The 25564-nt window shown below is 71.6% G+C and carries 23 protein-coding genes and 1 tRNA gene; 15 read left to right on the top strand and 9 right to left on the bottom strand.

The window, feature by feature from the left end:
- The first annotated feature begins 102 nt into the window (after positions 1–102).
- Positions 103–2520 (top strand): phosphoketolase family protein, encoded by a 2418-nt coding sequence (locus ACETWP_RS15595; RefSeq protein WP_373973190.1) that lies wholly within the window; start codon positions 103–105, stop codon positions 2518–2520.
- 142 nt (positions 2521–2662) lie between these two features.
- On the top strand, positions 2663–4654 hold the full coding sequence (locus tag ACETWP_RS15590; protein WP_373973189.1) for a M13 family metallopeptidase: 1992 nt from the start codon (positions 2663–2665) through the stop codon (positions 4652–4654).
- A 3-nt stretch (positions 4655–4657) separates the two neighbouring features.
- Here the strand turns inward: ACETWP_RS15590 and ACETWP_RS15585 are convergent, their stop codons facing one another.
- The gene (locus ACETWP_RS15585) at positions 4658–5542 is read right to left on the bottom strand and encodes an alpha/beta fold hydrolase (protein WP_373973188.1); all 885 of its coding nucleotides are present in this window, start codon (positions 5540–5542) and stop codon (positions 4658–4660) included.
- An 83-nt stretch (positions 5543–5625) separates the two neighbouring features.
- Here ACETWP_RS15585 and lysS point away from each other — a divergent pair, with 83 nt between their 5' ends.
- The 6 genes from lysS to ACETWP_RS15555 all read left to right on the top strand — a co-directional run bounded on the left by lysS (position 5626) and on the right by ACETWP_RS15555 (position 11387).
- Positions 5626–7161, top strand: coding sequence for a lysine--tRNA ligase (lysS, locus tag ACETWP_RS15580; RefSeq protein WP_373973187.1), 1536 nt, complete (start codon positions 5626–5628; stop codon positions 7159–7161).
- 6 nt (positions 7162–7167) lie between these two features.
- Positions 7168–7374 carry a hypothetical protein gene (locus tag ACETWP_RS15575; protein ID WP_373973186.1) on the top strand — a complete coding sequence of 69 codons (207 nt, stop codon included), beginning with the start codon at positions 7168–7170 and terminating at the stop codon, positions 7372–7374.
- Between the two features lie 140 nt (positions 7375–7514).
- Positions 7515–7811, top strand: coding sequence for a histone-like nucleoid-structuring protein Lsr2 (locus tag ACETWP_RS15570; protein WP_373973185.1), 297 nt, complete (start codon positions 7515–7517; stop codon positions 7809–7811).
- 93 nt (positions 7812–7904) lie between these two features.
- Positions 7905–10433 (top strand): ATP-dependent Clp protease ATP-binding subunit, encoded by a 2529-nt coding sequence (locus ACETWP_RS15565; protein WP_373973184.1) that lies wholly within the window; start codon positions 7905–7907, stop codon positions 10431–10433.
- A gap of 92 nt (positions 10434–10525) precedes the next feature.
- Entirely contained in the window at positions 10526–11038 is a 513-nt protein-coding gene (locus tag ACETWP_RS15560; protein WP_373973183.1) for an amino-acid N-acetyltransferase, read from the top strand.
- 109 nt (positions 11039–11147) lie between these two features.
- On the top strand, positions 11148–11387 hold the full coding sequence (locus tag ACETWP_RS15555) for a hypothetical protein (protein ID WP_373973182.1): 240 nt from the start codon (positions 11148–11150) through the stop codon (positions 11385–11387).
- Positions 11388–11411: 24 nt separating this feature from the next.
- Here the strand turns inward: ACETWP_RS15555 and ACETWP_RS15550 are convergent, their stop codons facing one another.
- Together ACETWP_RS15550 and ACETWP_RS15545 are read right to left on the bottom strand one after the other, a co-directional pair.
- Positions 11412–11924, bottom strand: a complete 513-nt coding sequence (locus ACETWP_RS15550; RefSeq protein WP_373973181.1) for a hypothetical protein — start codon at positions 11922–11924, stop codon at positions 11412–11414.
- Between the two features lie 77 nt (positions 11925–12001).
- Positions 12002–13075 carry an iron-sulfur binding domain-containing protein gene (locus ACETWP_RS15545; RefSeq protein WP_373973180.1) on the bottom strand — a complete coding sequence of 358 codons (1074 nt, stop codon included), beginning with the start codon at positions 13073–13075 and terminating at the stop codon, positions 12002–12004.
- A 108-nt stretch (positions 13076–13183) separates the two neighbouring features.
- Between ACETWP_RS15545 and ACETWP_RS15540 the strand changes: the two genes are divergently transcribed.
- Entirely contained in the window at positions 13184–13852 is a 669-nt protein-coding gene (locus ACETWP_RS15540; RefSeq protein WP_373973179.1) for a hypothetical protein, read from the top strand.
- A 14-nt stretch (positions 13853–13866) separates the two neighbouring features.
- On the opposite strand, the gene disA is transcribed toward ACETWP_RS15540, so the two are convergent.
- The 3 genes from disA to ACETWP_RS15525 form a co-directional block, all read right to left on the bottom strand.
- Positions 13867–14943 carry a DNA integrity scanning diadenylate cyclase DisA gene (gene disA, locus ACETWP_RS15535; RefSeq protein WP_373973178.1) on the bottom strand — a complete coding sequence of 359 codons (1077 nt, stop codon included), beginning with the start codon at positions 14941–14943 and terminating at the stop codon, positions 13867–13869.
- Between the two features lie 94 nt (positions 14944–15037).
- Positions 15038–16423, bottom strand: a complete 1386-nt coding sequence (gene radA, locus ACETWP_RS15530) for a DNA repair protein RadA (RefSeq protein WP_373973177.1) — start codon at positions 16421–16423, stop codon at positions 15038–15040.
- 54 nt (positions 16424–16477) lie between these two features.
- Positions 16478–17605 (bottom strand): FUSC family protein, encoded by a 1128-nt coding sequence (locus tag ACETWP_RS15525; RefSeq protein WP_373973176.1) that lies wholly within the window; start codon positions 17603–17605, stop codon positions 16478–16480.
- Positions 17606–17886: 281 nt separating this feature from the next.
- On the opposite strand from ACETWP_RS15525, the gene pstS reads away from it, so the two are divergent.
- From pstS to pstB, 4 genes are all read left to right on the top strand, one after another.
- Positions 17887–19005: a phosphate ABC transporter substrate-binding protein PstS gene (pstS, locus tag ACETWP_RS15520; protein ID WP_373973175.1), complete on the top strand. Its 1119-nt coding sequence runs from the start codon at positions 17887–17889 to the stop codon at positions 19003–19005.
- A gap of 161 nt (positions 19006–19166) precedes the next feature.
- The gene (gene pstC / locus ACETWP_RS15515) at positions 19167–20099 is read left to right on the top strand and encodes a phosphate ABC transporter permease subunit PstC (RefSeq protein ID WP_373973174.1); all 933 of its coding nucleotides are present in this window, start codon (positions 19167–19169) and stop codon (positions 20097–20099) included.
- The gene (gene pstA / locus ACETWP_RS15510; RefSeq protein WP_373973173.1) at positions 20099–21220 is read left to right on the top strand and encodes a phosphate ABC transporter permease PstA; all 1122 of its coding nucleotides are present in this window, start codon (positions 20099–20101) and stop codon (positions 21218–21220) included. The genes pstC and pstA overlap by 1 nt, the downstream gene beginning before the upstream one ends.
- Positions 21221–21251: 31 nt before the next feature.
- Positions 21252–22031 (top strand): phosphate ABC transporter ATP-binding protein PstB, encoded by a 780-nt coding sequence (gene pstB, locus ACETWP_RS15505; RefSeq protein ID WP_373973172.1) that lies wholly within the window; start codon positions 21252–21254, stop codon positions 22029–22031.
- Between the two features lie 173 nt (positions 22032–22204).
- Here the strand turns inward: pstB and ACETWP_RS15500 are convergent, their stop codons facing one another.
- From ACETWP_RS15500 to ACETWP_RS15490, 3 genes are all read right to left on the bottom strand, one after another.
- A complete protein-coding gene (locus ACETWP_RS15500) occupies positions 22205–23221 on the bottom strand; it encodes an inorganic phosphate transporter (RefSeq protein WP_373973171.1) in 1017 nt (338 codons plus the stop codon).
- An 8-nt stretch (positions 23222–23229) separates the two neighbouring features.
- Complete coding sequence (locus tag ACETWP_RS15495) at positions 23230–23847, bottom strand: hypothetical protein (RefSeq protein ID WP_373973170.1); 618 nt, start codon at positions 23845–23847, stop codon at positions 23230–23232.
- Between the two features lie 252 nt (positions 23848–24099).
- A complete protein-coding gene (locus ACETWP_RS15490; protein ID WP_373973169.1) occupies positions 24100–24759 on the bottom strand; it encodes a hypothetical protein in 660 nt (219 codons plus the stop codon).
- A gap of 121 nt (positions 24760–24880) precedes the next feature.
- Here ACETWP_RS15490 and ACETWP_RS15485 point away from each other — a divergent pair.
- Both ACETWP_RS15485 and ACETWP_RS15480 read left to right on the top strand, forming a co-directional pair.
- A tRNA-Lys gene (locus ACETWP_RS15485) sits at positions 24881–24953 on the top strand.
- 93 nt (positions 24954–25046) lie between these two features.
- Positions 25047–25346 carry a toxin-antitoxin system YwqK family antitoxin gene (locus ACETWP_RS15480; RefSeq protein WP_373973168.1) on the top strand — a complete coding sequence of 100 codons (300 nt, stop codon included), beginning with the start codon at positions 25047–25049 and terminating at the stop codon, positions 25344–25346.
- Positions 25347–25564: the final 218 nt, after the last annotated feature.

The raw sequence follows: 25564 nt of genomic DNA, 5'->3' as shown, positions 1-25564 counted from the left end.
GGGACCCCCGACCACCCCTGGTCGGGGGTCCCGGCGCTTAACGACGAACAGGACCGGACGCCGCCTGCCGCCCCGGCTCCGGGCCCGGGTACGCTTCGGGCTATGGACTCCATCGCAGGCGCCGGCGGCGCCATGTCCCCCGACCACCTCCCGGACGAGGACGTCGACGCGCTCGAGCAGTGGTGGCGCGCGGCGAACTACCTCTCCGTCGGGCAGATCTACCTGCGCGCCAACCCCCTGCTCCGCGTGCCGCTGGAGGCCGGTCACGTGAAGTCGCGGCTGCTCGGCCACTGGGGGACCACCGCGGGCCTGAACTTCATGTACGCGCACCTCAACCGGGCCATCCGGGAGCGTCGTCAGCAGATGCTCTTCGTCACAGGGCCTGGGCACGGCGGGCCCGCCAACGTCGCCAACGCCTACCTCGAGGGCACCTATACGGAGATCTACCCAGACATCACCCGGGACGAGGAGGGCCTCGCTCGGCTGTTCCGGCAGTTCTCCTACCCCGGCGGGGTTCCCAGCCACGCGGCGCCCGAGACGCCGGGCTCGATCAGCGAGGGCGGCGAGCTGGGCTATTCGCTGGCCCACGCCTACGGCGCGGCGTTCGACAATCCCGACCTGGTGGTCGCCTGCGTCGTCGGCGACGGCGAGGCGGAGACCGGCCCGCTGGCCGGATCCTGGCAGTCCACGGCCTTCATCGACCCCGTGCACGACGGCGCCGTGCTCCCCATCCTCCACCTCAACGGCTACAAGATCGCCAACCCCACCGTGCTGGCGCGCATGCCCGAGGAGCGCCTGCGGAAGTACTTCGAGGGGCTCGGCTACGCGCCGCGCTTCGTCGACGTCGCGGACCCCCGGGACCACGCGGAGGCCCACCGGCGCTTCGCGGGCGCCCTCGACGACTGTCTCGACGCCATCCGCGAGGTGCAGGGGCTGGCCCGCGCGCGGTCCAAGGCGGGGACGGTCCCGGCCGACGGGGACGGGCAGCCCGCGTGGCCCATGATCGTGCTGCGCTCGCCCAAGGGCTGGACCGGGCCGCGCGTCGTGGACGGTCTGCCGGTCGAGGGGACGTGGCGCGCGCATCAGGTGCCGCTTTCCGGCATCCACGAGAACCCCGAGCACCTGGCCCAGCTCGAGGAGTGGCTCCTGTCCTACGCGCCCGGCGAGCTGTTCGACGACGCGGGGGTCCCGCGCGCCGACGTGGTGGGGCTGGCTCCGCAGGGTGAGCTGCGCATGAGCGCCACGGCGCACGCCAACGGCGGGCGCCTGCTCCGGCCGCTGGACCTCCCGGACCCGCGGGACCACCTGATTCCCGTGGCGTCCCCGGGCGTCGAGCGAGCGGGCGCGATGGCCAACCTCGGCGTCTGGCTGCGCGAGGTCATCCGCCTCAACCCGGAGAACTTCCGGCTCTTCGGGCCGGACGAGACGGCGTCGAACCGGCTCTCCGCGGTCTACGAGGCGACCGACAAGGTCTGGCAGGCGCAGCTGCTCGACGTCGACGAGCACCTCGCCCGCGCCGGACGCGTCATGGAGGTGCTCAGCGAGCACCTGTGCCAGGGCTGGCTGGAAGGCTACCTGCTGAGCGGCCGCCACGGTGTGCTCAACAGCTACGAGGCCTTCATCCACATCGTCGACTCCATGTTCAACCAGCACGCGAAGTGGCTGAAGGTGCATCGCGAGCTGCCCTGGCGCCTGCCCGTCGCCAGCCTGAACTACCTGCTGTCCTCCCACGTCTGGCAGCAGGACCACAACGGCTTCTCCCACCAGGACCCCGGCTTCATCGACCACGTCGTGAACAAGAAGGCCGAGGTGGTCCGCGTCTACCTTCCCGTGGACGCGAACACGCTGGTCTGCACCATGGACCAGGTGCTGCGCACCCGGGACTACGTCAACGTGGTGGTCGCCGGCAAGGCGCCGTCACTGCAGTGGTTGGGGCCGGAGGCGGCCGCCGCGCACTGCGCCGAGGGCCTCGGCATCTGGGACTTCGCCGGCAGCGAGGTGGCCGGGGAGGAACCGGACGTGGTGCTCGGCTGCGCCGGCGACGTGCCGACGACCGAGGTCGTCGCCGCCGCCGCCATGCTGCGCGCCGACGATCCCGGGCTGCGCATCCGCGTGGTCAATGTGATCGACTTGATGCGCCTGCAGGACGACAGGGAGCACCCGCACGGGCTAACGCACGAGGCCTTCGACGCCTACTTCACGACTGACAGGCCCATCGTCTTCGCGTACCACGGCTATCCGTGGCTGATCCACCGGCTGGCCTACCGCCACACCAACCACCCGAACCTGCACGTCCGCGGCTACATCGAAGAGGGCACCACCACGACGCCGTTCGACATGGCCATGCTCAACCGGATCGACCGCTTCCACCTGGCGCTGGACGTGCTGGACCGCGTCCCGGGCGTGGAGGAGCGGCGACCCGGGCTGCGGGCGCGCTACGAGGAGAGGCTGGTCCGCGCCCGCGCGTACACCCGCGAGCACGGGGAGGACGATCCGGACATCGACGCGTGGACGCTCTAGTCCGGCGCCCGCGTTCGCGGTCAGGGGAACGGCGGCCCGCGCCCTGCCCAAACGCGTCCTGTCCCAGTAAAGTGAGTCCTTCAGACTGTAATCCACGGCACACCCTGGGGAGGGCGTGCGCCGAGACGAGCAACGGGGAAACATGACCGCCGAACCGACCGAACTGCCCATCGACGCGACGCCGGACCACGGGGACCGGTCCGTCCGCCCGCAGGACGACCTGTACCGCCACGTCAACGGCGGTTGGCTGGCGACCGCGGAGATCCCGGCCGACCAGGGCAGCTACGGCTCCTTCATGAAGCTCCGCGACGAGTCGGAGGCGGCCGTGCGCGAGATCATCGAGGAGGCGCAGGCCGCCGCGCTGTCCGGGGACGGGGCGGCGGATCCGCGGTCCGCGCGGATCGGCGCGCTCTACGCCAGTTTCATGGACGAGGAGGCCATCGAGGCCCGCGGCATGGATCCGCTCCGCGCCGACCTCGCGTCCATCTACGCGGTCGGTGACCTCGGTGGCCTCGTCCGACTGACGGGCAGCCTGCAGCGCCGTGGCGTCTCCGGCCTCTACCAGGCCGGGGCGAACAGCGACGCCGGCAACCCCGAGCGGAACCTGCTGACGCTGATCCAGTCCGGTCTCGGACTGCCGGACGAGTCGTACTACCGCGAGGAGCAGTTCGCCGAGCTCCTGGCCGAGTACCGCGCGCACTTGGGCCGCCTGCTGGCCCTCGCCGAGGTGCCCGACGCCGGGGCGGCGGCGGACGCCGTCGTGCGCCTGGAGACGGCCCTCGCGGCGCACCACTGGGACCGAGTGAAGTGCCGCGACGCCCAGGCGCGCTACAACCTGCTGACCGCGGAGGAGCTGTTCGCCCTCCACCCGGCGCTGCGGCTGTGGCTCGAGGGCGCGGGCATCGAGGACAGGTACTTCGCCGAGGTCGACGTGTGGCAGCCCAGCTACCTGCGGGGCGTGGAGGCGGTGCTTGCCGAGCAGCCGCTCGACGCGTGGCGCCACTGGCTCGCCGTGCAGCTCGTGCGCAGCAACGCCCCCTACCTGTCCAGGGCCTTCGTCCTGGAGAACTTCTCCTTCTACTCGGCCAAGCTCGCCGGAACCCAGGAGCTGAAGGAGCGCTGGAAGCGCGGGGTCGCGTTCACCGAGGGGGCGGTGGGCGAGGACATCGGCCAGCTGTACATCGCGCGGCACTTCCCGCAGCGCAGCAAGGACCTCATGGAGGGGCTCGTCGCGAACCTCACCGAAGCCTACCGGCGCTCCATCACCTCTCTGCCCTGGATGGGGGAGGCGACCATCGAGAAGGCCCTCGAGAAGCTGTCCATGTTCCGCCCCAAGATCGGCTACCCGGTCAAGTGGATCGACTACTCGGCCATCGAGGCGGACCCGGCGGACCTCATCGCGAACGTCGCCAGCGCCAACGCCTTCGAATTCGCGCGGGAGCTGCAGAAGATCGACGACGGCGTGGACAAGGACCTCTGGTTCATGTACCCGCAGACCGTCAACGCGTACTACCACCCGCTGCTGAACGAGATCGGCTTCCCGGCGGGCATCCTGCGTCCGCCGTTCTTCGACGCCGACCGCGACGCCGCGTCGAACTACGGCGCCATCGGCGCCGTGATCGGGCACGAGATCGGGCACGGCTTCGACGACCAGGGCTCGCAGTTCGACGGCACGGGGGAGCTGCGGAACTGGTGGACCGACGAGGACCGCGCGGCGTTCGACGCCCTGACGGGCAAGCTCGTGGCGCAGTACGACGCGCTGGTGCCGCCGGAGGCGCCGGAGCACCACGTCAACGGGCGGCTGACGCTCGGCGAGAACATCGGGGACCTCGGCGGGCTCGGGATCGCCTACAAGGCCTACCGGATCGACCTCGCCGAGCGCGGGCTCGAGAACGACGAGGTCATCGGCGGCCTGAACGGAGACCAGCGGTTCTTCCACTCCTGGGCCGAGTGCTGGCGCACGCTGACGCGGCCCGAGACCATGGTCACCCGCATCACCACCGACCCGCACTCGCCGGGGGAGTTCCGCTGCAACCAGGTGCCCAGGAACATGGCGGCCTTCCACGAGGCGTTCGGCACGCGGCCCGGCGACGGCATGTGGCTGGACCCGGAGGACCGGGTGGAGATCTGGTAGCGCCTAGCCCTGGAAGTACTCCGCGACGTCGTCGATGAGTTCGCCGACCGCGGCCGGCACCGAGGCGTGGATCCCCCGGGGGGACTCCTCGTAGCCGGACCCGGCGACGACGTCGTGGAGCCGGAGCGCGGTGTCGCGGAAATAGCGCGGGCTCCGCGACCCGGCCATGAAGTGGGTGTTGCGCGGCAGGCGCGCGAACCCCGCGGCGTCCTCGGCCTCGCCCAGCGCCGCGGTCAGCTCGCCGACGCCGGTGGGCAGCGCGGCGCGCAGGGCCCTTCCGGCGCGGGTGCCCGACGTGGCCGCGGCCAGGGCCACCAGGACCGGTTCCGGGACGCGCGCGACCGCGGGCGAGGTCTTGGCGCCGCGCCGCAGCCGCGCCACCGCGCGGCCGTAGTCCCCGGCGTCGACCGCGCGGGAGAAGCCGTCCAGCCAGGCCGTGTCGAGGTTCCCGTCGAGGTTGACCATGGGGTCGTACACGGCCAGCCGGTCCGGGACCAGCGCGGGGTCCGCGAACGCGCCGTGCCCGGCGTCGTCGCCCTGGAACGCCTGCACGGCGTTGAGCACGACGGCGGCGCCCAGCGAATGCCCGAAGAGGTTCCGGGCGCCGGTGGCGCGCAGCATGGCCGCGACGTCGGCGATCTCGGTCTCCATGGAGTAGCCGGCGGGCTGCGCGGTGGATCCGCCGCGCCCGCGGCGGTCGTAGACGTCGACCGCCCACTCGGCGCCCAGCCTGCGGCTCAGCGCGAGCGCGAACGGGCGGTAGATCAGCGCCGTGAGGAACGCGCCGCCGACCACCAGGACCCGGCGTTCGCCGACGGCGTCGGCCGCGCCGTAGGTGTGCAGGGACAGCCGGCCGGCGTCGGAGGCCGGGACGATGCGTTCTCTCATGGTCCCCCCATCCTAGGGAGCCGCGCGCGGCCCCCGGGACTGCGGCGGGGCGGACCGCGCGGCAGCACGTAGAATTGGGTACCGTGACTGCCGATAACCCCACCGCCGCCCCTTCCGCCCCCGCCCACGCGTCGGCGGACTCCAGCGACCAGCGCCAGGTGCGCCTGGACAAGCGCGCGGAGCTGCTCGCCTCCGGCCGCGAGGCGTACCCCGTGACGGTGGCGCGCACCCACTCGCTGCAGGAGGTCCGCGAGCGCTGGGCGCACCTCGTGGCGGGCGAGGAGACCGCGGACGAGGTCGGCGTCGTCGGCCGCGTGGTGTTCCAGCGCAACACCGGCAAGCTTTGCTTCGCGACACTCCAGGAGTCCGGCCCGACCGGCTCGGCCGTCCGCCTGCAGGCCATGATCTCGCTGGCCAGCGTCGGCGAGGAGGCGCTGGCGGACTGGAAGCGCCTCGTGGACCTCGGCGACCACGTCTTCATCCGCGGGACCGTGATCTCCTCCCGCCGCGGCGAGCTGTCCATCATGGCCCAGGAGTGGCAGATGGCCTCCAAGGCGCTGCGCCCGATGCCGGTGCTGCACGCGGACCTCAACGAGGAGACCAGGGTCCGCCAGCGCTACGCGGACCTGATCGTCCGGGACGAGGCCCGGGAGATGGTCTACACGCGCGACGCCGTCACCCGCGCGGTCCGCGACACGCTCTACGGGCACGGCTACGTCGAGGTGGAGACGCCGATGCTGCAGCTGATCCACGGCGGCGCCGCGGCGCGTCCGTTCCACACGCACCTGAACGCGTTCGACCAGAACATGACGCTGCGCATCGCCACCGAGCTCTACCTCAAGCGCACCGTGGTCGGCGGCATCCCGCGCGTGTTCGAGATCGGCCGGCTCTTCCGCAACGAGGGCGTCGACTCCACCCACTCCCCGGAATTCACCACCCTGGAGTGCTACGAGGTCTACGCCGACCAGTTCGTCATGGCCGAGCGGATGCAGCAGATCATCCTCAACGCCGCCGACGCCATCGGCGCCGGCCGGACGATCGAGACGGCCAAGGGCACCATCAACCTCGACGGCGAGTGGCGCTGGCTGGGCGTGTACCCGGGTTTGTCGGAGGCCGTCGGCGAGCAGATCACCCCGGAGACCTCCGGAACGGTGCTGCGCGGGATCGCCGAGCGCCACGGGGTCAAGACGGACCCGAAGTGGAACCCGGAGAAGCTCGTCGTCGAGCTCTTCGGCGAGATCGTCGAGCCCACGCTGATCGATCCGACGTTCGTCTTCGACTACCCGCCGGCGGCGCAGCCGCTGGCCCGCCCGCACCGCTCCGAGCCCGGGATCATCGAGGCCTGGGACCTGATCATCGGCGGGATGGAGCGCGGCACGGCGTTCTCCGAACTCATCGACCCGGTCATCCAGCGCGAGCGCCTGGTGGAGCAGTCGCGGCTCGCCGCCGGCGGCGACCACGAGGCGATGCAGCTGGACGAGGACTTCCTCCGCGCGCTGGAATACGGCGCGCCGCCCATGGGCGGCATCGGCCTGGGCATCGACCGCCTCGTCATGCTCTTCACCGACGTGGGCATCCGCGAGACCATCCTGTTCCCGCTCCTGAAGCCGGAGGCCTAGGCCGCCGTGGAGTACGTTGAGGTCCTGGCCCCGACCGTCGTCGTCGCGCTGATCTTCTGGTTCGTCGTCCGCTCGCTCTTCCGGGTGGACCGGAACGAGCGCCGCGCGGAGGCGGAGGCGGACGCGCGTGCCGCCGGCACGCACGGCTCCACGCCGGGGCCTCCGGCGCGGCCCGCGGGCCCGGACAACCCCGGGGACGACGCCGGACGTTGAGCCCGCGCGGGCGGCGAGGCTGGTTGCGGCGCCCGGGAAGTGCATAGACTGGCCAGCGTCGGGCCCGAGCGGCCGCGCCGCGAGGCGGCACCCGCGCGCCGCGCGGCAGGCGACCACACCAGACCCCAAGGAGTCCTCCGGTGGCACGGAAAGTCCACATCACGCTGGTCGACGACCTCGACGGCTCGCCCGCGTCCGAGACCGTGCACTTCGGCCTCGACGGGAACCACTACGAGATCGACCTCTCCGAGGACAACGGGGCCCGCCTGCGGCGGCTCCTGGCCCCCTACATCGACTCGGCCCGGCGCTCCAACGCGTACTCGGCCGCGGAGGCCCCGGCCATCCGCGCCTGGGCCTCCGAGCACGGGTTCCAGGTCAGCGAGCGCGGGCGGCTGCACTCGGACGTCATCGACGCCTACCGCGCGGCGCACCCGTAGGACCGGCCCCGCGTTATCCCTACGGCGAACAAGCGCGCCAAGGCGGTCCGAGGTGCGTAGCATCGAGGTACGCGTTAGCTAGGAGTGTGCCGCATGTTTGAGAGATTCACCGACCGTGCCCGTCGCGTTGTCGTGCTCGCCCAAGAAGAGGCGCGCATGCTCAACCACAACTACATCGGAACCGAGCACATCCTGCTCGGCCTGATCCACGAGGGCGAAGGGGTCGCCGCCAAGGCGCTCGAGTCGCTGAACATCTCCCTGGGCGCCGTGCGCGAGCAGGTCCAGGAGATCATCGGACAGGGCCAGCAGGCCCCCTCGGGCCACATCCCCTTCACGCCGCGCGCCAAGAAGGTCCTCGAGCTGTCGCTGCGCGAGGCCCTCCAGCTCGGGCACAACTACATCGGCACCGAGCACATCCTGCTCGGCCTGATCCGCGAGGGCGAGGGCGTCGCCGCCCAGGTGCTCGTGAAGCTCGGCGCGGACCTGAACCGCGTGCGCCAGCAGGTGATCCAGCTCCTCTCCGGCTACCAGGGCGGCAAGGAGACCGCTGGCGCCGGCGTCGGTCAGGGCCAGCAGGAGGGCACCCCGGCGGGCTCGGTGGTTCTTGACCAGTTCGGCCGCAACCTGACCGCCGCGGCCCGCGAGGGCAAGCTGGACCCGGTCATCGGCCGCGAGTTCGAGATGGAGCGCGTGATGCAGGTCCTCTCGCGCCGCACCAAGAACAACCCCGTCCTCATCGGCGAGCCCGGCGTCGGCAAGACCGCCGTCGTCGAGGGCCTGGCCCAGTCGATCGTGCGCGGCGACGTGCCGGAGACCATCCGGGACAAGCAGCTGTACACGCTGGACCTCGGGTCGCTGGTGGCCGGATCCCGGTACCGCGGCGACTTCGAGGAGCGCCTGAAGAAGGTGCTCAAGGAGATCCGCACGCGCGGGGACATCATCCTCTTCATCGACGAGATCCACACCCTCGTCGGCGCCGGCGCGGCCGAGGGCGCGATCGACGCCGCGTCGATCCTCAAGCCGATGCTCGCCCGCGGCGAGCTGCAGACGATCGGCGCGACGACGCTGGACGAGTACCGCAAGCACATCGAGAAGGACGCCGCGCTGGAGCGCCGCTTCCAGCCGATCCAGGTCAAGGAGCCCTCCGTCGAGCTGACCACGCAGATCCTCCGGGGCCTGCGCGACCGCTACGAGGCGCACCACCGCGTGTCCATCACGGACGGGGCCCTCGAGGCCGCGGCCCAGCTGGCGCACCGGTACGTGTCGGACCGCTTCCTGCCGGACAAGGCGATCGACCTGATCGACGAGGCCGGCGCCCGCCTGCGCATCCGCCGCATGACCGCGCCCCCGGCGCTGAAGCAGATGGACGAGGAGATCGCGAACGTCCGCCGCGAGAAGGAGGCGGCGATCGATTCGCAGGACTTCGAGGGCGCCGCGTCCCTGCGCGACAAGGAGCAGAAGCTGCAGGAGGCCCGGGCCGAGAAGGAGCGGGCCTGGAAGAACGGCGACATGGACGAGATCGCCGAGGTCGACGAGGAGCTGATCGCCGAGGTCCTGGCGAACTCCACGGGCATCCCGGTCATCAAGCTCACCGAGGAGGAGTCCAGCCGGCTTCTGCACATGGAGGACGAGCTCCACAAGCGCGTCATCGGTCAGGACCAGGCGATCAAGGCGATCTCGCAGGCGATCCGGCGCACCCGCGCGGGCCTGAAGGACCCCAACCGCCCGGGCGGCTCGTTCATCTTCGCGGGACCGACCGGCGTCGGCAAGACCGAGCTGGCCAAGGCGCTGGCGGAGTTCCTGTTCGGCGAGGAAGACGCGCTGATCACGCTGGACATGTCCGAGTACTCGGAGAAGCACACCGTGTCCCGGCTCTTCGGAGCCCCTCCGGGCTACGTGGGCTATGAGGAGGGCGGGCAGCTCACCGAGAAGGTGCGCCGCCGTCCGTTCTCCGTGGTGCTGTTCGACGAGGTGGAGAAGGCGCACGCCGACCTCTTCAACTCGCTCCTGCAGATCCTCGAGGACGGCCGCCTGACCGACTCGCAGGGCCGCGTGGTGGACTTCAAGAACACCGTGATCATCATGACGACCAACCTCGGCACGCGCGACATCTCCAAGGGCGTCATGACGGGCTTCCAGTCCGCCACCGACACCAAGACGGGCTACGACCGCATGCAGGCCAAGGTCCAGGAGGAGCTGCGCCAGCACTTCCGCCCGGAGTTCCTGAACCGCGTCGACGACGTGGTGGTCTTCCCGCAGCTGACGCAGGACGAGATCGTGAAGATCGTCGACCTGTTCGTGGCGCGACTGGAGAAGCGCATGGTCAACAAGGGCATGCACGTGACCCTGACGCCGGCGGCGAAGGTCCTGCTCGCGAACCGCGGCTACGACCCCGCCATGGGCGCCCGCCCGCTACGCCGCACCATCCAGCGGGAGATCGAGGACCAGCTCTCCGAGAAGATCCTCTTCGGGGAGATCATGTCCGGTCAGACGGTCACCGTGGACGTCGACGGCGAGGGCGACACCGCGAAGTTCACGTTCGTCGGCCACGCCGAGACCCCGGAGCTCGAGGGCGAGCCGACGCCGGCCGCGCTCGAGAGCCGCGCCGGAAACGCCGGCTAGGCCCGGTCCCACGGCGTCCACAGGCCCGTCCCGCGCCAGCGCGGGACGGGCCTGTGCCGTAACACGGGCGCGTCCTGCCTAAGATGGGGCGCATGACTTCCTTCGCCATCCGCAGGGCCCGCACCCCGGACGTGGCGGGCATCCGCCTGCTCGTCAAGCCGCTGGCCGACCAACGCGTGCTGCTTGAGAAGGAGGCCGTCGCCTACTACGAGAACCTCCAGGAGTTCTTCGTCGCGGAGGACCGGGACGGCGCCATCGTGGGCTGCGGGGCGCTGCACGTGATGTGGGAGGACATCGCGGAGGTGCGCACGCTGGCCACCTCGGCGGACTGGCGCGGACGCGGCGTCGGCGCGGCCCTGCTGGCCCGCCTGATGGACGAGGCGCGGGACATCGGCGTCGAACGGGTCTTCTGCCTGACCTTCGAGGTCGACTTCTTCCGCAGGCACGGCTTCGAGGTCATGGCCGACCAGTCGGTGGTGGACCCCGTCGTGTACTCGGAGCTGCTGCGCTCCACGGACGAGGGCGTGGCCGAGTTCCTGGACCTGGCCCGGGTTAAGCCCAACACGCTCGGCAACACGCGCATGATCGCGCACTTCGGCTCCTAGGGTCCCCGGGCCCCCGCGCCGCGGCCGGCGCGCCGATGGACTCCGCGCCCGCCGTGTGGCTATCGTGTGGGGGACGACCATGGCACCACCGACGAAAGTAGGCACGGCAATGGGTATCGGAGACAGCCTCGGCGGACTCGGTGAGCAGCTGAACAAGCTCAAGAACGAGCACGGCGACAAGATCAACGACTTCGTGGACAACGCCCAGGAGCAGCACGGCTCCAAGCTGGGGCAGCACTCGGACCGTGTCAACGACCTCGTGGACAAGGCCCAGGAGCGGCACCTCGGCGACGTGCCGGGGGAGGGCGAGCCGCCCGCGCCGCCGGTCCCGCCGGCCGACCGGCACTAGCCGGGGCCGCGCGGCCGCAGGCGCTCAGCCGTCCGCGGCGTCGTCGGCCGACAGCTTCCCGCCGCCGACCCGCAGGGCCGTCTGGAAGGCCGTGTGCGCGCACGCGCCCGCGCCGGACGTCCTCTCGACGCCCGCCAGGTCCGCGCTGAACGGGCCGAAGGCCTCGCCCGAGACCGTGGCGGTCAGCGGGCCGGGAAAGAAGTCGTCGGTGGGCCACGAGCCGACCAGCGATCCGTCGCGCGACGCAGACGCCGAGCAGGCGGCGTCCGGCGCGGTGCCCGAGCAACCCAGGTCCACGCTCGCCGAGCCCGGCGACAGACGCACCTCCGACTCGCGGCACATGTTCTCCTGGCAGACCTGCAGCGCCACGCTCTCCGGCGGGATATCGGGGACCGAGTCCGCCTCGACCACCAGGGTGAAACCTTCCATCAGCGCGATCTCGGGGCACTCCCGCGGCGGCGAGTCCGCGCCGCAACCGCCGAGCAGTACGGCGAGGGCCACGGCGCCTGACGCCGGGATGGCACGCGGGATCTCCATGCCACCAGCGTAGTTCGCGCCCCCGTCCGCGTCAGCCCGGGCCGCGGACCGGCGGGCGCCACGGTCTCCGCCGGTCGCTAGTGCGGCAGCGCGACCCCGGCCGGGCCCTCGTGGGCGAGCCCGTCGGCGAGGAGGCCCTCCAGGCAGCGACGTCGCTGCTCGCCCCCGGCGGGCAGTTCGGCCAGCCGCGCCCAGGCCGGCGCCGCTTCGGGAGACGTGCCGGCCGGCCACGAGGGTCGGTCCGGGCCGGTGGAGCCGTCCCGTCCGGCCGAGCCGTCCGGTCCGCCCGGGGGGAGCGGGCTCCCGCCCGCTGGCACCGCGCCGGGTACCGACAGCAGGGCGTCCCGCGGCACGGGGTCGTCGGACGCGCGCAGCACGCCCATCAGGGCCCCCCGCACCTGGCGGTCCGTGCCGGCCCACGCCTGGCCCTTGGGGACGTAGTGGGGCTCCGGCCGGCCGGCCGCCACCCAGGCGCACGCGTCCAGGACCGGGCACTCGCCGCAGCGCGGGGCCCGCGCCGTGCACACCAGGGCGCCGAGCTCCATGACCGCGGCGTTCCACGCGTTCGCCAGCGCCCCGCCGTCCGGCCCCGGGTCCGGCATGAGTTCGGCGGCCCGCCGGGCCTCCGCCGCGGTGTAGGCGGGTTCGGGAAGCGCGCTGCCGCCGACCAGCCGCGCGTGTACGCGGCGGATGTTCGTGTCCACCACGGTCTCCGGGTTGCCGAACGCGAAGCTGGAGATCGCCGCGGCGGTGTAGCCCCCGACGCCGGGCAGCGCGAGTAGGTCACCGTGCGACGCCGGGACCCGGCCGCCGTGGTTCTCGACGATCCGCTGGGCCGCCGCGTGGAGCCGCAGGGCGCGGCGCGGGTAGCCGAGGCGGCCCCACGCCCGAAGCGCCTCACCGGCGGGCTCGGCGGCGAGTCCCGCGGGTTCGGGCCAGCGCTCCATCCACTCCCGCCAGACGGGGAGCACGCGCACCACCGGCGTCTGCTGGAGCATGAACTCGCTGACCATCACCCCCCAGGGGGTGCGGTCGGGGGCCCGCCAGGGCAGGTCGCGCGCGTTCGACGCGTACCACGCGGTGACGCGCCCGTGGAGCCCGGCGGCGCCGTCGGGCCGGAGCTGCGGGGGACTGGCCAGGCTGCGCGGCACGGCGCTCCTCGGGATCGGCGCGGGACCCGGGAGAATCCCCGGGCACCAATACTCTAGTGCGCGGCGTGGGAACACGCCCGCGGGGCGCGTGATCCCTAGCCTTGAGGCATGGAACACCAGCACCCCCGTTCGGGGGCACACCGTCCCGGTGCGGAGGTCTACCGGCGGCGCCGCATCGCGGCCGCCGTGGCGCTGGTCGTGGTCGCGGCCCTGGTGATCTGGGGGATCGCGGCGCTCGCCGGCCTCCTGGGCGGAGACCGTTCGGCGTCCGGCACGACCCCGCCCGAACCGGGGGCGTCGGCGCCGGCCGCGCCGGAGTCCCCCGCGCCGCCCGCGGACGGCGGGGACGGCGACGGGGACGCGGAAGGCTCCCCGGACGAGGGATCCGCCGCGGGCTGCCCTCCCGGCGACGTGACGGTCGAGGCCCGGACCGACCAGTCCTCCTACGGCGCGCAGGAGAACCCGGTGCTGGAGATGACGATCGTCAACACCGGCGACGCCTCCTGCGCCCTGAACGTCGGCACCTCGCAGCAGGAGTTCACGATCGTCAGCGGTTCCGACCGCATCTTCTCCACCAGCGACTGCCTGGCCGGGGCGACCGACGTGGGCGTCGCCGTCGGGCCGGGACAGCGCGAGACGGCGCGGTTCACGTGGGAGCGCGTGCGCAGCGCGCCGGGCTGCAAGGAGGTCGCGGCCAAGCCGCGGCCCGGCACCTACGTCTTCACCGCGAAGCTGGGCGACGTCGCCAGCAACAAGGCGTCCTTCACCCTCAAGTAGGGCCGGGCATCCCGCTACATGAAGCGGTCGAGCAGGCTCGACTCGGCGATCCGCGACAGGCCCTCCCGGACCGTGCGGGCGCGCTGCTCGCCGATGCCGTCCACGGCCATGAGGTCGTCGATGTTCGCGGCCATCAGCCGCTGGAGCCCGCCGAAGTTCGCGACCAGCCGGTCGGCCACGGCCCGCGGGACGGACTTGATGCCGGCCAGCAGGCGGTAGCCCTGCGGATGGACGATGGCGTCGAGCGAGTCGGTGCCCGGCGTGAAGCCCAGCACCGTGGAGATCTTCCCCAGGTCGATCATGTCGGCGGAGGAGAACCCCTGGAGCCGCGCGAGGGCGGCCTCGATCTCGTGGGGTTCCATGCCCAGCTCGGAATAGTCCTTGAGCAGCATGTCGCTGCCGGGGCCCAGGCCGGCGCTGAGCTCGTCGAGCTGCAGCGCCAGCAGCCGCCCGTCGACGCCGAGCTCCAGGACGTACTGCGAGATCTCCTCGGAGATGCGCCGGACCATCTCCTGGCGCTGCAGCACCACCGCGACGTCGCGCACGGTGACCATGGCCTCGATCTCCAGCGCCGAGAGCGACCCCGTGACCTGGTCCAGCCGGGTGCGGTAGCGCTCGAGCGTGGCCAGCGCCTGGTTCGCCCGGGCGAGCACGCGCTCCGAGCCCTCCAGCACGTGGCGGATGCCCTGCACGTAGATCGCGATGATCTGCATCGACTGGGACACCGAGATGACGGGGAAGCCGGTCTGGATCGCCACGCGCTCGGCGGTCCGGTGCCGCGTGCCGGACTCCTGCGTCGGGATCGTGTGGTCCGGCACCAGCTGCACGGCGGCCTTGAGGATGTTGGAGGCGTCGCGGTCGCAGAGGATCGCCCCGTCCATCTTCGCGAGCTCGCGCAGGCGCGTCGGCGCGAAGACGATGTCGATGTCGAACCCGCCGGAGCAGATGCTGTCGACGACGCGGTCCGTGCCGAGGACGATCAGGGCGCCCGTGCGCCCACGAAGGATCCGCTCCAGCCCGTCGCGCAGCGCGGTGCCGGGAGCGACGCGCGCGAGGGTGACCCGGAGGGCTTCTTCGGGACTCTTGGGCATGGGGGTTCCTTCCGGCGGCTATGTCCATCGTAGGGTGCCGCCGCGCGGCGGCGTGCGCCGGGGGCCGCGGGCGGCGGCCTCCGGTATGCGTTCGTTACCCTTCGGCGCGGAACGCGACCTCCAGCGCCTCGGTCAGGGTGCTCACCTGCCACACGCGGAACCCCGGGGGGACCGCGCCGGGCCCGTTGGGGGAGGCGGGGACGACGGCGTAGCGGAACCCCAGCCGCTCGGCCTCGGTGATGCGCCGGGCGATGTCCGGTACGGGGCGCACCTCGCCCGCGAGGCCGACCTCGCCGAAGGCGATGAACTGGGAGGGCAGCGGCCGGTCGAGTTTCGCGCCGGCGATGGCGAGGGCCGCGGCGAGGTCCACGGCCGGCTCGCTCAGGCGCACCCCGCCGACCGTCGCCACGTAGGAGTCCAGCGTGGACAGGTCCAGCCCGGCGCGGCTCTGCAGGACGGCCAGGATCATGGCCGTGCGGGCCGAATCCAACCCGCTGGTCGCCCGCCGCGGCTGGGAGTTGGCTGTCTTGGCGAGCAGCGACTGCACCTCGGCCACCAGCGGCCGGCGCCCCTCCAGGGTGACGGTGACGCACGTGCCGGACACGGGGTCCTTGGTGCGCGTGACGAACAGTCCGCTGGGATCGGCGAGGCCCTCGATCCCCGTCTCGGTCAGGTCGAAGCAGCCGACCTCGTCGGTGGGGCCGTAGCGGTTCTTGATGGCCCGCAGCAGCCGGAGCCGGGAGTGCCGCTCGCCGTCGAACTGGCAGACGACGTCGACGAGGTGCTCGAGCAGCCGCGGCCCGGCGATCGACCCGTCCTTTGTCACGTGGCCCACGAGCAGCGTGGTCATGTGGCGCTTCTTCGCGGCGTTGATCAGCGATGCGGCGACCTCCCGCACCTGGGTCACGCCGCCGGCCGAGCCGTCGGCCTCGGCCGAGGACAGGGTCTGCACGGAGTCCACGATCAGCAGGTCGGGGTCCAGCAGCTCGATCTGGCCGAGCGCTATCCCGAGGTCCGTCTCGGCGGTGAGGTAGAGCGTCTCGGCCACCGCGTCGATCCGCTCGGCGCGCATCTTGACCTGGGCCGCCGACTCCTCGCCCGTGATGTAGAGGACGCGCCGGTTGCCGCGGGCCGTGCGCGCCGCGACGTCGAGCAGCAGGGTGGACTTGCCGACACCCGGCTCGCCGGCCAACAGGATCACGGCGCCCGGGACCAGCCCGCCGCCGAGGACCCGGTCCAGCTCGCCGACGCCCGTGGGGCGGTAGGACGCGGCGGACGCGTCGACGTCGGCGATGGCCTGCGCGGGGCGCGAGATGGTGGCGGCCGCCGTCGTCTTTGCGCTGACCTGGCCGATCTCGGCGACGCTTCCCCACGCCTGGCATTCGCCGCAGCGGCCGACCCACTTGGCGGTCGTCCAGCCGCACTCGGAACAGCGGTATGCGGGGGTCGACTTGGGGCGGGCGGAGGTCTTGGTGGCCATGGACAAGGATCCTATCCCGGGGCCCCGACAGGTTGGCCGGTCCGTGCGGAGGGGTCAGAGCCGGGGTAGGTAGCGGGCCGCCTCGTCGTGGTCGATCCCGGCGCCCTCCATTAGGTCCACGAGCATCGGACGCAACAGCAGGATCAGCCCCTCGCCCTGCAGACCGGTCACTCCGAAGGTGCGCGGGCTCAACTGCGAGGCGCACGCGGCGAGCTCCGTGCGCGCCACGTGCTCGGCGCGGTCGCGCGCCGCCTGCTGGGGCTCCGCGACGGACCGGCCCAGCTCGTCGACCGCGTCGGCCAGCTCGTCCAGGAACTGAGACAGCGGCCCGATCGCCTCGTCGGCCAGCGCGGCGTGGGTGATCACGGAGGCCAACCGGCGGGAGAAGACGCGGGAGTTGCGCATCGCCAGGTCGGCCTGGGTGGACAGACGGCGCAGCCGCTCGAGCTCGCCGCGCTGGCGCCGGAAAGCGGGCGAGACGGTGGCGATCTCCCGCGCGCCGCGCAGGGCCGCCGGGATGGCGTCCATGAGCTGTTGCGTCCCCCGCGCCCGCACCAGCGCGTGCCAGGCGCGGGTGGAATCCGACTCGCGCAGCGCCAGGGAGCACTCGCGCAGCACCCCGGAGAGCTCGCGGAACAGTTCCCGCAGGTCGCTCGCGGGTTCCCGGCGGGGGTCCCGCGGGGTGAGGACGGTAATGACCAGGGCGATCACGCCGCCCACGATCGCGTCCGCGCTGCGCGCGAACACGCCGTCGCTCGGCGCCGGGAGCAGGACCACCAACAGCGACTGGAGGCCCAGCTGGGTGCTGAAGATCGTCCCGCTGTCCAGGAAGCGCGCGATGACCAGCGAGATGAAGACGACGACGGCGGCCTGCCACGGCCCGGTCCCCAACACGGACAGCAGGATGTCGCCGATGAGGATCCCGAGCGTGCAGCCGAGTGCGACCTCCAGCGTGCGGCGCATCCGGGTATCGCGGCCGAAACCGAGGGCAATCATCGCGGAGGTGGCGGCGAACAGCGGTCCCTCGTGGCCGAGCACGAACTCGGCGAACCAGTAGGCGCTGACCGCGCAGACCGTGATCTGCACGATCTTCAGCAGCGAGGACCTGACGCGCAGGAGTCCCACGCGGGTCCGCCGTCGGGTGAACCCCGCGGCACGCCGGAGGGGGTTCGCCTGCTTCATGGATACAGTTTCGCACGCGGCCGCGAAGTGACGCGGATCTCACCGCGGCCCCAATAGCCCCATCCCGCGCGCCGGACAAGGGCAATAGGTGCGGCGCCGCCCGAAGTGCCGCTGTTGTTCACCGTCCGTTCACCTTGGCCGGAACAATCCTTCACCTCGCCTGCCTAACTTCGATAGTGAAGCGCAGGCCGCCCCGGCGGATGCGCCCGTCCGGGCACTTGGGTGCGCGGCAGCCACGTCACCGGGACCACATCCCCTGATCGTTCGAAGAAGGAATTTCCGTGAAGGTTTCCCGCATCGGCCAAGCGGCCGCACTTCTCTCCGTCGCGGCGCTGTCCCTGACCGCCTGCGGCTCGGACAACGCCACCGGCACCCCGGACTCCAGCACCCCGGCCGCCGGAGCCTCCGGCGCCGCGGTCTCCGGGACGCTGACCGGCAGCGGCTCGTCCGCGCAGAACTCGGCCATGGAGGCCTGGAAGGTGGGCTTCCAGGAAGCCAACCCGGATGCGACCGTGCAGTACTCCCCGGACGGATCGGGCGCCGGACGCCAGGCGTTCCTGGCCGGCGGCGCGCAGTTCGGCGGCTCGGACGCCTACCTCAAGGACGACGAGATGGAGGCTGCCAAGGACATCTGCGGCCCCGACGGCGCGTTGAACATCCCCGCCTACATCTCCCCGATCTCGGTCGCGTTCAACCTCGAGGGCGTCGAGTCCCTGCAGATGGACGCGGAGACCATCGCGAAGGTCTTCAAGAAGGAGATCACCGCGTGGAACGACCCGGCGATCGCGGCCCAGAACGAGGGCGTCGAACTGCCGGACACGGCCATCACCGTGGTCCACCGCAGCGACGAGTCCGGCACCACGGAGAACTTCGTCGAGTACCTCGCCGCGGCCGCGCAGGACGTTTGGACCTACGACGTCTCGGGCGACTGGCCGGCGGACCTGCAGTCCGAGAACGCCAAGGGCACCTCCGGCGTCGTCTCGACCACGACGTCGACCCCCGGGGCCATCACCTACGCCGACGCCTCCGCCACGGGCGGACTCGGCCAGGTCCACGTGAAGGTCGGCGAGGAGTACACCGAGCTGTCGGCCGAGGCCGCGGCGAAGGCCGTGGAGGCCTCCCAGCCCGTCGAGGGCCGCCCGGCCCTGGACATGTCGCTGGAGCTGGAGCGCGACACCACCGAGTCGGGCGCCTACCCGATCGTCCTCGTGTCCTACGAGCTCTTCTGCACCTCGTACGCCGACCAGGAGACCGTCGACCTGGTCAAGGCCTTCGGCGAGTTCGTGGTCTCCGAGGAGGGGCAGAACCTCGCGGCGGACTCGGCCGGATCGGCGCCGATGTCCGAGGGCCTGCGCGAGCGCGCCCTCGAGGCGATCGCGAGCATCGAGGTCGCGTCCTAGCGGACGGCTCGGCATGATCCGCGTACTAACGTAATGTTGCGGCAGGGTCCCGTTCCGTCGAAAGCGGAGCGGGATCCGCCGCGACACCCCCCTCAAGCAAACGGCCGCCCGCCGGATCCCCCCGCCAGGCGACGGCCACCCAGCCAGACCGAAAGGTCGTCATGACCACCAGCGCGCTGACACGCAGCGAGAAGTCGGGACAGGCCGGAGACAAGGTCTTCTCCCGCGCCTCCATGGGCGCCGGCATCCTCATTCTCGCGACACTCTTCGCCGTTGCCCTGTTCCTGTTCATCCAAGCGCTGCCCGTGTTCGAGGCGGATCCCGCGGACATCAGCGGCGGCGAAGGCTTCTTCTCCTACATCTGGCCCATCGTCATCGGCACGGTCATCGCGGCCGCGATCGCGATCCTCCTCGCGACGCCGATCGGCATCGGTGTGGCCTTGTTCATCTCCCATTACGCGCCACGCAGGTTCGCCGCGGGCCTGGGCTACCTGGTCGACCTCCTGGCCGCGATTCCCTCGGTCATCTACGGCGCGTGGGGCTACATGGTGCTGGCGCCCGCCCTCGTGCCCGCCTACGAGTGGCTCGCCGAGAACCTGGGCTTCATTCCCCTGTTCGAGGGGCCGGCAAGCCAGACGGGAAAGACCATTCTGACCGCCGGCATCGTCCTGGCGGTGATGGTCCTGCCGATCATCACGTCGCTGAGCCGCGAGATCTTCCTCCAGACGCCGAGCCTGCACGAAGAGGCCGCGCTGGCCCTGGGCGCGACGCGCTGGGAAATGATCAGCATGGCGGTGCTGCCCTTCGCCCGCCCGGGCATCATTTCCGCCGTGATGTTGGGACTGGGCCGCGCGCTCGGGGAGACCATGGCCGTGGCCCTTGTGCTCTCCACCGGCAGCCTGATTCCGTCGCTGATCAAGACCGGCAACCAGACCATCGCCGCGGAAATCGCCTTGAACTTCCCCGAGGCCTTCGGCCTCCGCCTGGCCGAGCTCATCGCCGCGGGTCTGGTGCTGTTCGTCATCACACTCGCCGTCAACATGATCGCCCGCTGGATCATCGCCCGGCACAAGGAATTCTCGGGAGCCAACTGATGAGCAACCCAACAACCACCCTTCCCGAAACGACCCCCTCGCGGCGCAACCGGCTCTCCAAGGGCCGACTGCCGGCCTGGGCCATTCCCGCGGTCGGCGTGGGCTCCCTGGTTCTGGGGGCGGCGCTTTCATCCATCGTGGGCTTCAGCGTCGCCACGTTCCTGATCTTCGCGGCCATCGTCTTCGTCGTCGCCGCGACGGCGACCACCGTGCTCATGGAGGGGGGCCGGCAAGGCCGGAACGCCTTTGCGACCTACCTCGTCTACGGCGCGTTCCTGGTGGCACTCGTCCCGTTGATCTCCGTCATCTGGACCGTGCTCGAGCGCGGGCTCCCGGGCCTGACCTCCGACTTCCTGTTCACCTCGATGAACGGCATGACCGGGGCGGTCGACAACGCGTCCGTGGCGAACGGCACGCCCGTGCTCGGCGGCGCGTACCACGCCGTCGTCGGAACACTGCTGATCACGCTGTGGTCCACCGTGATCTCCGTTCCGATCGGCATGCTGACGGCCGTCTACCTCGTCGAGTACGGCAAGAACGGCCCGCTCTCCCGGGGCATCACGTTCTTCGTGGACGTGATGACCGGGATCCCGTCCATCGTCGCGGGCCTCTTCGCCGCCGCGCTGTTCGGCATCCTGTTCGGTCCCAGCACGCGCATGGGGATCGTCGCCGCCGTCGCGCTGTCCGTCCTGATGATCCCCACGGTCGTCCGTTCGACGGAGGAAATGCTCAAGATCGTGCCGAACGAGCTGCGCGAGGCCGCGTACGCGCTGGGCGTGCGCAAGTGGCGCACGATCACCAAGGTCGTCATCCCGACGGCGATCTCCGGCATCGCCTCGGGCGTCACCCTGGCGATCGCCCGCGTCATCGGCGAGACGGCGCCGATCCTCGTCACGGCGGGGCTGGCGGACAGCATCAACTGGGACGTCTTCGACGGCTGGATGGCGACCCTGCCGACGTTCATCTACTACCAGATCCTGACGCCGACGTCGCCGACCAACATCGACCCCAGCGCGCAGCGCGCCTGGGCCGCCGCCCTGCTGTTGATCGCCATGGTCATGGTGCTCAACCTCGGCGCCCGCCTGATCGCCCGCATGTTCGCCCCCAAGACCGGCCGCTAGGCCCCGAAGAATTCAGCTAAGGAATATCCCCATGTCCAAGCGCATCGACGTCAATGACCTCAACGTCTTCTACGGCAACTTCAAGGCCGTCGAGGACGTCTCCATCAAGATCGACGCCAAGTCCGTGACCGCCTTCATCGGCCCGTCCGGCTGCGGCAAGTCCACCTTTCTCCGCACGCTGAACCGCATGCACGAGGTGATCCCCGGAGCCCGCGTCGAGGGCGAGGTCCTGCTGGACGGCGACAACCTCTACGAGTCCGGGGTCGACCCGGTCACGGTCCGCAGCCAGATCGGCATGGTGTTCCAGCGGCCCAACCCGTTCCCGACCATGTCGATCCGCGACAACGTGCTCGCCGGCGTGAAGCTCAATGCCAAGCGCATCAGCAAGGGAGATGCCGACGACCTCGTCGAGGGCTCCCTGCGCGGGGCGAACCTGTGGAACGAGGTCAAGGACCGGCTCGACAAGCCCGGTTCCGGCCTGTCCGGAGGCCAGCAGCAGCGCCTGTGCATCGCCCGCACGATCGCGGTGAAGCCCGGTGTGATCCTGATGGACGAGCCCTGTTCGGCGCTGGACCCGATCTCGACGCTGGCGATCGAGGACCTCATCAACGAGATGAAGAACGACTACACGGTGGTCATCGTCACGCACAACATGCAGCAGGCGGCGCGCGTCTCCGACAAGACGGCCTTCTTCAACATCGCCGGAACGGGCAAGCCCGGCAAGCTCATCGAGTACGACGAGACGACGACGATCTTCAGCAACCCCTCGGTCAAGGCGACCGAGGACTACGTCTCCGGCCGCTTCGGCTAGGCCGAGTTCTCCCGCCGCCGTCAGCGCGGCGGGACGGCCCTGAAGGGGGATCTTCAGGGGATCTTGAGGGGATCGACGGCGGGCGCCGGCCGGAGGGCCGAGGCCCGCCGTTCCCTTGTTGGTGTGGGGCCGCCTTGGCGCGCGTCCGCCGTCGTCGGGGGCCGCCGTCCGCGCTAGACCAGCAGGGGGTGGAGGGAGAGGAAAAGCACCCCGGCGAGCACGGCGCAGACCACGGGGGCCGCGATCCAATACGTGACGACGGCCAGGACGTTGCGCCACATCACGGTCTCGAAGCGCTGGTTCGCCCCGGAGCCGACGATCGCCCCGGTGACCGCCTGGGTCGTGGACAGCGGCAGGTGCAGGAGCATGGCGCCGACGAACAGCATGCTCGCGGACACGGTCTGAGCGGTCATGCCGCGCAGCGGATCGATGGTGACCAGGCGGTAGGCGAGGGTGTGGGCGATCCGCCAGCCCCCGCCCAGCGTGCCGGCGGCCAGGAAGGCCGCGGCCGTCAGCTGGGCCCAGAACGGAATCTCCCCGGGGGCCGTGGCGTGGGCGGTGACCAGGGCGAGCGTGATCAGCGCGCCCGTGCGTTGCCCGTCCTGCAGGCCGTGGCCCAGGGACACGGCGCACGCGCTGATCGCCTGCCCCGCGCGGCCGATCCGGTTCCCGTCGCCGGACGTGGAATGGCGCAGCAGCCAGGTGGCCGGGAACACCAGGAGGTAGGAGACGCCGTAGGCGAGCAGCGGCGTGACGAGCAGCGGGAGCGCGACGCCGAGCAGGAGCATCGTCGCGGCCCCGCGCACGCCGTCGCCGCCCAGCAGCGCGGACGCTCCGCTGGCCCCGGCCAGCGCCGAGATGACCGCGTGCGTGGAGGACGTGGGCACGCCGCGCCACCAGCAGAACAGCCCCCAGCCGCCCGCGGCGACGAGCGCCGCGAGCAGGATGCCCAGACCGAGCGCGGCGTCGGGGACGTTGAGCTCGACGGCGGAGACCAGGTAGGTGCCGAAGCTCGTGCTGAGCATGGTCCCGGTGAAGGTGAAGAAGGCCGCCGCGAGCACGGCGGCGGTGGGCGTCAGGGCGCGCGTGCGCACCGCCGACGCCACGGAGTTGGAGACGTCGCGGAACCCGTTCAGGAAGGCGAACGCGCAGGTGGCGGCCAGGACAAGGGGCAGGAGGAGGGCGACCATGGGGGCGCTCAGGACTCCTTGACCAGGACCCGGCCCAGGTGGTCGGCCACGGCGCGCAGGGCCTGGACCGAGGACAGGAGCTGCTCGGCGACCCCGCGGTGGCGGATGATCGTCGACGCCTTCTGCATGTCGCTCAGCTCGCCGACCCACACGCGGTGCGTCCGGTTGGCGCGCTTGGTGAGCCGGATCATCTGCAGCCAGGTGTCCTCGAGGTCGTCGAGGCGCTGCAGCTCGCCGAGGGCCGTGAGCGTGAGCTCGGCCTGGCGCCCCAGCATCTCGAGCTGCTCCGAGGCCCGCTGCGACAGCCAGGTGACGCCGGACTGGTCCATGAGCTCGCCGGCCCCGCAGAGTTCGCCGACGGACTCGTGCAGCAGCCGCGACAGGGTGTAGAGGTCCTCGCGGGGGAGCGGGTTGACGAAGCTGCTGCGCAGGTGGGTCATCAGCGCGTAGTGCAGGTCGGTGGCGCGGACCTCGGCGCGGTCCAGCTCGGCGATCAGCTCGGGCTGCCGCTCGGAGATTCCGCCGAGCATCTGCGCGAGGATCTGGACGCACCGCTGCACCTCGGAACCGAGGTCCTTCAGCAGCTCCAGGCCGCGCGTCTCCTGCGGGAAAAAGCTGAATTTCACGTGGTGACCGCCCGGACGTAGCGAAGAGGGGAACTGGCCACCAGTCTACGCAGGGCCGCGCCGGCGCGGGCGCCGGCCGCGGCCCCGGCTCGGGGCGACGCGGCGGTGAGGTTTGCGGTGCCGAACCGGGAACGCCTCTCGGCGGAAGGCCGCTCGTAGCGGCTATATGTTGGAGCCCGGGGTTACCGCGGCCCGACACCGCGTCTCAGTTTTCTCCCCGGCGGAGGGTCCTGTCAACACGGGCCCTCAGCGTCAGGTCAGCTCGCCCCGCCGCCACGCGTGCGCGGAGGCCTCGAGGTCCTCCGCAGTCTTCACCAGCAAGTGCGAGCTCTTCGTCAGCCGGCTCGCGTGGGACTCGTTCGACGTCTCCGCCGCGTCCGCGTGGTGCGCCTGCCCCAGCGCGATCACCCGGCAGAAGGCGGCCGTGCGCTCCAGGGCCACGTCGAAGTCGCCGTCGAACGCCCCCGAGAGGATCGAGTCCGCCATGGTGCGCAGCTCCTCGGCGCCGGGCGGCTCCGCCACGCCCGCCACGGCGTGGTCGACCTGGGCGATCTGCCGGCCGGCCGTGAAGAACGCGGACATGCGGTCGGGGTTCTGCAGCGTCGCGGTCCGCAGCGCGTAGAGGCGCCACAGCGCCCCGGGCAGGGAGCGCGCCGGGCTTTCGGCCCACAGTTCGGCGATGGCCTCCAGGCCCTCCTTGTCCGCGAGCCGGACCAGCCGTTCCGTGACCTCCGGGTCCTCGTTGGCGCGGCCGTGGTGGACCAGTGCCTGGGCGGCCAGGTGCGCGGCCTCGGAGATCCGCGCGGGATCGGCGCCGCCGACGAACGGCTCGAAGTCGACCGGCGCAAAGGGCTTGGGCTTGTGGTGCCGCGGGACCGGGGAGCCGGCCCCGGACGGGGTATCTCCGTACATGCCCACGACGATACTCCGGTTGGCGGGCCCCGAAGGAAGCGGGGGTGCCGGCGCCCCTTTCGCGGGTCCGCGGCGCCCGCCGCGCTTGCGCTAGCATGGTCACGGGCCGTTCCGCGGCCACGGGCCTTTAGCTCAGCTGGTAGAGCATCGGACTTTTAATCCGCTGGTCGCGGGTTCGATCCCCGCAGGGCCCACCGGCGAATCCGCCCCCGCCCGGCCGAGAGCCGGCGCGGGGGCTTTTCTGCGTCCGCGGCGGCCCGGCACGGGGCCCGCCGTAGGCTGTCCACATGAACGAGCTTTTCAGTGACGGGTCCGTTTCCGCGGAGGGCGCCCACCGGGGGACCGCGAAGCACGGCGTCTGGCGGTACTACCACCGCAACGGGCGGCTGAAGGCCGAGGGCGCGTACGACGCCGGCACGCTGTCCGGTCCGTGGGTCTGGTACCGGGAAAACGGGAAGCTGCTGCAGCGCGGAACGTTCGTCGGCGGGAAGCAGCACGGCGAGTGGGAGCGCTTCACCGCGGAGGGCGAACCCCTCGACGTGCGGACGTTCGAGCACGGCAGGAAGACCGGATCGCGCGCATGCTGAGGCGTGGCTGCGCGGCGGGCCCGCGCATCTCAATCCCGCAACGATGCCCGGCCCGCGGCCGCCGGCCCGGGCGCGCGGACCCCCTCGGCCCCAAGGACTCGGAATCCGCGGCATGCGGGCGAAGGACGCCCTCCGCCGGCCGGCCCGGCGGCCGGGGCGCCCGGCCGGGGGAACGCCCCCCGGGCGCCGCCGGCGCTCCCCGCGGTCCCCGGGAACGG

The organism is Arthrobacter halodurans (assembly GCF_041877255.1).
In the GTDB taxonomy this organism is placed as follows: Bacteria; Actinomycetota; Actinomycetes; order Actinomycetales; family Micrococcaceae; genus Arthrobacter_N; species Arthrobacter_N halodurans.
The sequence above is the reverse complement of the archived record's forward strand: the minus strand, read 5'-3'. Positions and strand labels throughout refer to the sequence as shown.

Bases quoted from the DNA above. Each gene is read 5' to 3' on its own strand.
- ACETWP_RS15595 (WP_373973190.1), top strand. From the start codon at position 103: ATGGACTCCATCGCAGGCGCCGGCGGCGCCATGTCCCCCGACCACCTC.
- ACETWP_RS15590 (WP_373973189.1), top strand. From the start codon at position 2,663: ATGACCGCCGAACCGACCGAACTGCCCATCGACGCGACGCCGGACCAC.
- ACETWP_RS15585 (WP_373973188.1), bottom strand. From the start codon at position 5,542: ATGAGAGAACGCATCGTCCCGGCCTCCGACGCCGGCCGGCTGTCCCTG.
- ACETWP_RS15565 (WP_373973184.1), top strand. From the start codon at position 7,905: ATGTTTGAGAGATTCACCGACCGTGCCCGTCGCGTTGTCGTGCTCGCC.
- ACETWP_RS15560 (WP_373973183.1), top strand. From the start codon at position 10,526: ATGACTTCCTTCGCCATCCGCAGGGCCCGCACCCCGGACGTGGCGGGC.
- ACETWP_RS15555 (WP_373973182.1), top strand. From the start codon at position 11,148: ATGGGTATCGGAGACAGCCTCGGCGGACTCGGTGAGCAGCTGAACAAG.
- ACETWP_RS15550 (WP_373973181.1), bottom strand. From the start codon at position 11,924: ATGGAGATCCCGCGTGCCATCCCGGCGTCAGGCGCCGTGGCCCTCGCC.
- ACETWP_RS15540 (WP_373973179.1), top strand. From the start codon at position 13,184: ATGGAACACCAGCACCCCCGTTCGGGGGCACACCGTCCCGGTGCGGAG.
- disA (WP_373973178.1), bottom strand. From the start codon at position 14,943: ATGCCCAAGAGTCCCGAAGAAGCCCTCCGGGTCACCCTCGCGCGCGTC.
- radA (WP_373973177.1), bottom strand. From the start codon at position 16,423: ATGGCCACCAAGACCTCCGCCCGCCCCAAGTCGACCCCCGCATACCGC.
- ACETWP_RS15525 (WP_373973176.1), bottom strand. From the start codon at position 17,605: ATGAAGCAGGCGAACCCCCTCCGGCGTGCCGCGGGGTTCACCCGACGG.
- pstC (WP_373973174.1), top strand. From the start codon at position 19,167: ATGACCACCAGCGCGCTGACACGCAGCGAGAAGTCGGGACAGGCCGGA.
- pstA (WP_373973173.1), top strand. From the start codon at position 20,099: ATGAGCAACCCAACAACCACCCTTCCCGAAACGACCCCCTCGCGGCGC.
- pstB (WP_373973172.1), top strand. From the start codon at position 21,252: ATGTCCAAGCGCATCGACGTCAATGACCTCAACGTCTTCTACGGCAAC.
- ACETWP_RS15500 (WP_373973171.1), bottom strand. From the start codon at position 23,221: ATGGTCGCCCTCCTCCTGCCCCTTGTCCTGGCCGCCACCTGCGCGTTC.
- ACETWP_RS15490 (WP_373973169.1), bottom strand. From the start codon at position 24,759: ATGTACGGAGATACCCCGTCCGGGGCCGGCTCCCCGGTCCCGCGGCAC.
- ACETWP_RS15480 (WP_373973168.1), top strand. From the start codon at position 25,047: ATGAACGAGCTTTTCAGTGACGGGTCCGTTTCCGCGGAGGGCGCCCAC.